Origin of the sequence: Microbacterium sp., assembly GCF_041909575.1 — a bacterium.
GTDB lineage: Bacteria > Actinomycetota > Actinomycetes > Actinomycetales > Microbacteriaceae > Microbacterium.
Genome location: NZ_JAYRDE010000170.1, coordinates 1 through 3792 on the forward strand (window position 1 = coordinate 1; position 3792 = coordinate 3792).

At 68.4% G+C, this 3792-nt stretch carries 4 protein-coding genes and 1 pseudogene; 1 reads left to right on the forward strand and 4 read right to left on the reverse strand.

Going from position 1 to position 3792, the window contains the following annotated elements:
• Positions 1-959: ABC transporter substrate-binding protein (locus ACE3O1_RS15070; RefSeq protein WP_374316441.1), on the reverse strand; the 959-nt coding region annotated here is incomplete at its 3' end.
• Positions 960-1198: 239 nt separating this feature from the next.
• On the opposite strand from ACE3O1_RS15070, the gene ACE3O1_RS15075 reads away from it, so the two are divergent.
• Complete coding sequence (locus tag ACE3O1_RS15075; protein ID WP_374316443.1) at positions 1199-2236, forward strand: LacI family DNA-binding transcriptional regulator; 1038 nt, start codon at positions 1199-1201, stop codon at positions 2234-2236.
• A 78-nt stretch (positions 2237-2314) separates the two neighbouring features.
• On the opposite strand, the gene rplL is transcribed toward ACE3O1_RS15075, so the two are convergent.
• The 3 genes and pseudogenes from rplL to ACE3O1_RS15090 all read right to left on the reverse strand — a co-directional run.
• Complete coding sequence (rplL, locus tag ACE3O1_RS15080) at positions 2315-2704, reverse strand: 50S ribosomal protein L7/L12 (RefSeq protein WP_374316445.1); 390 nt, start codon at positions 2702-2704, stop codon at positions 2315-2317.
• A 42-nt stretch (positions 2705-2746) separates the two neighbouring features.
• On the reverse strand, positions 2747-3262 hold the full coding sequence (gene rplJ, locus ACE3O1_RS15085; protein ID WP_204978584.1) for a 50S ribosomal protein L10: 516 nt from the start codon (positions 3260-3262) through the stop codon (positions 2747-2749).
• Positions 3263-3528: 266 nt separating this feature from the next.
• Positions 3529-3792: pseudogene (locus tag ACE3O1_RS15090) on the reverse strand (winged helix DNA-binding domain-containing protein); the annotation flags it as partial.

A 3792-nucleotide genomic window follows, 5' to 3' on the forward strand; every position in this document is an offset into this window, starting at 1 on the left:
AACGCGTACACGTCGCCGTCGGGTGCGACGTTCGGCGTCGCGCCCTCGGCCGTCTGCACGTCGAGGAAGTTGGCGGAGAGGAACGAGGCCTGGTGCGTCATCGGGCAGCTGCCGTCGGCGACCTTGGCCGCGACATCCGCGAACGCCGTGTCGTTGATGCTCGCGACGTCGCCGAAGCCCGCGTTGACCCACTCGGGGTTCAGCAGGATCTCGCCGACGGCGTCGAACGCCTCCTCGATCTCGGGGTCGGTGAATGCGACCTCGTTGGCGATCCACTGGTCGTACACCTCGGGACCGGACTGGCGCAGGACGAGGTCCTCGATCCAGTCGGTGCCGGGCCAGCCCGAAGCCGCCTCGGAGAAGAAGCCGGCGCACCACGAGGGTTCACCCGTCGCCTCGGAGATCGTCGCCGTCACGTCGAGCAGCTCGTCCCACGTGGTCGGGACCTCGACGCCCCACTCCTCGAACTTCGCGGGCGAGTACCAGACGTAGCCCTTGATGTTCGCGAGCATCGGCGCCGCGTAGAACACGTCGTCGATCGTGCCGTACGACTTCCAGTCCGGCGACCAGTTCGCATCGACGTTCGCCTCGACCTCGGACGAGGCCTCCTGCACCTCGCCGGTGCCGACGAGCGTCCGGAGCAGACCCGGCTGCGGGACGATCGCGATGTCGGGCGCGTCGCCGCCCTGGACCTTCGTGACGATGTTGCCCTCGAACGCCTTGTCGCCGGTGTACTCGACGATGACGCCGGTCTCCTCGGTGAACGCGTCGAAGGATTTCTGCATGTTCTCGGCCTCGATGCCGGTGATGCCGCCGTAGATCGTGACGGTCTCACCCTCGATGTTGCCGTCGTCGCCTTCGTCGCCGCCGCCTTCGGCGCAGCCCGCGAGAGCGAGCGCGGCGACGGCCGTTGCGCCGACCGCTGCCAGCATGCGCCGGCGGGATCGCGTTGCAGTCATTGATGCCTCCTCGTTGAGTTCCACAGAGCGAATTCGGGCTCCGTGCAGGAACATAGGGAACCGATTCCATGCTCACGCTAGGGGATCGACCGTTTCGGCACAATCACGGTTGATCACAACTCGATAAATACGGGAACGAGGGTGGAGTTCCGCGGCATGAGGCGGCACAATGAGCGCGGAACCGGTTCCACATTCGCGCTGTTGCGGTGGAGCCGCCGGACTGCCGAGGAGGGCGCCTGATGGCAGGCATCGCCGACGTCGCGCACGCTGCGGGCGTGTCGAAGTCGACGGCCAGCCGCGCGCTCACCGGAGCGGGTTACGTCTCGGACGAGACGCGCGCCCGCGTCCAGAAGGCCGCCACCGCTCTGGGGTACGTCCCCACCACCAGCGCCGTCAGCCTCGTGACCGGTCGCACGCAGACGATCGGCGTCGTCATGCCGACCCTCGACCGCTGGTTCTTCGCGCACGTGCTCGAGGGCATCCAGGACGCCCTGCTCGAGCGACGCTACGACCTCGCGCTCTACGGGGCTCCCCCGGAGTCCGAGGCGAGGCGCGAGATGTTCGAGCATTTCCTCGCCCGCAAGCGGTTCGACGGGCTCATCGCGGTCGGGATCGAGCCGAGCGCGCACGAGCTCGAGCGCCTTGTGGCGTTCGGGAAGCCCGTGGTCAGCGTCGGCGGCTACGACGTCGGAACGAACGCCGTCTCCATCGACGACGGAGCCGCCGGCCGCATCGCGACGGAGCACCTCATCGGGCTCGGCCACCGGTCGATCGCGTTCGTCGGGGGCGACCCCGACGGGCGGCGGACGAGCTACGGGGACCGGCAGCGCGTCGACGGCTACCTCGCGGCGATGCGCGACGCGGGACTCCAGGCATCCGCCGCCCACGTCCCCGCGCAGGTCTCGATGCCCGGCGGGTACAGCGCGGCCGTCGACCTGCTGGGCGATCGGCGCACGCGCCCGACGGCCCTCGTCGGTGTGTGCGACGAGGTCGCGGTGGGCGCGATCATCGCGGCCCGGCGGCTCGGCATCCGGGTGCCGGACCAGCTGAGCGTCGTCGGCATCGACGATCACGCCTACGCCGAGATGTTCTCCCTCACGACCCTCCAGCAGAAGCCGCATCAGCAGGGACGCGCGGCGGTCCAGCTCCTGCTGTGGCAGCTGGACGATCCGGATGCCCCGACCCACCGCATCTACGAGGCGTCGCCGCTGATCGTGCGGAGCTCCACGGCTGCGATCGACGACGACGCGTCGGCGATCGTCGGCGTCGGACGCTGACTCGGGCAGGAACGACGAAGGCCCCGGATGCCGGAGCATCCGAGGCCTTCGTGAGATCGCTGCGAGCGCAGCGCGGGATTACTTGAGGGTAACCGACGCGCCGGCCTCTTCGAGAGCGGCCTTGGCCTTCTCGGCGGCCTCCTTGTTGGCGCCCTCGAGGACGGCCTTGGGAGCACCGTCGACGACGGCCTTCGCCTCACCGAGGCCGAGCGAGGTGAGCTCGCGGACGACCTTGATGACCTGGATCTTCTTGTCGCCGGCGGCCTCGAGGATGACGTCGAACGCGTCCTTCTCCTCGGCCTCTTCGGCGGGGGCGCCACCGGCCGGCGCGCCAGCGGCGGCAACGGCGACGGGGGCGGCGGCGGTGACGTCGAAGGTCTCCTCGAACGCCTTGACGAACTCGGAGAGCTCGATGAGGGTGAGCTCCTTGAACGCGTCGAGCAGCTCTGCGGTGCTGAGCTTAGCCATGATGATTCTCCTTGATTGGGGTTGTTCTTAGCCGGGGCCGGTTCAGGCCGCGGACTCCTGCTTCTCACGCAGTGCGTCGACCGTGCGAACGGCCTTCGACGGCAGTGCGTTGAAGACGTAGGCCGCCTTCGTCATCGATGCCTTCATCGCGCCGGCGAGCTTCGCCAGCAGGACTTCACGGCTCTCGAGGTCGGCGAGCTTGCTGACCTCCTCCGCGCTCAGGGGGTTCCCGTCGAAGAAACCGCCCTTGATCACGAGAAGAGGGTGTGCCTTGGCGAAGGCACGCAGACCCTTCGCGACGGAGACCGGGTCTCCGTGCACGAACGCGATGGCTGACGGACCCTTGAGGTCGTCGTCCAGCGACGTGATCCCCGCGTTGTTCGCGGCGATCTTGGTCAGCGTGTTCTTCACCACGGCGTATTCCGCGTCCTGACGGATGCTGTTGCGCAGCTCCTTGAGCTGGGCAACCGTCAGACCGCGGTACTCGGTCAGCAGAACGGCGGTCGAGTCCTCGAAATGCTTCGTGAGCTCGGCGACCGATGCTTCCTTCTGCGCCATGGCCACTCCTTGTGTGTACGAGACGCTCCGGGATGCCGGCGCGTCGGCCTCGACATCCGCTCATCTGATCTCGCCACGGCAAAGAAAAAAGCTCCGGCGCAAGCGCACGGAGCGGGAACCCTGGAGTTCGTTCGTGTCACCTGCGCGGGCCCCTGCGATGCAGAGCTTCGATCTCCGTGCGCTTGCGCGCACGGCGATGACCGGCGGTCTTCGGTTGCCCCCAGTCTAAGGGATGCCCCGAGCCCCGCCAAATCGGCGCGGGCGGGCTACGCCGTGATGAAGTCGCGGTAGCGGTCGAGCGCCGCGGCGACCTCCGCCTCGGTCGCGGCATCCGTCGTGAAGAGCTCGGGGATGGGGTCGTCGGCGTGCCGGCCGACGGCGACCGAGTGCGTCCACACGCCGACCACCTCGCCGCGGGCGACGATGATCGGGTGCACGATCCCGTTCATGCTCGGCCCGATCGCCGAGAGGAACTCCGGTGCGCAGGGCACCGAGCGATCGGCGTACGAGAGGTAGTACTCCTCGAACGG

What these genes read in the sequence shown, in the direction of transcription:
- ACE3O1_RS15075 (WP_374316443.1), top strand. Translation starts at nt 1,199, where the DNA reads ATGGCAGGCATCGCCGACGTCGCGCACGCTGCGGGCGTGTCGAAGTCG.
- rplL (WP_374316445.1), bottom strand. Translation starts at nt 2,704, where the DNA reads ATGGCTAAGCTCAGCACCGCAGAGCTGCTCGACGCGTTCAAGGAGCTC.
- rplJ (WP_204978584.1), bottom strand. Translation starts at nt 3,262, where the DNA reads ATGGCGCAGAAGGAAGCATCGGTCGCCGAGCTCACGAAGCATTTCGAG.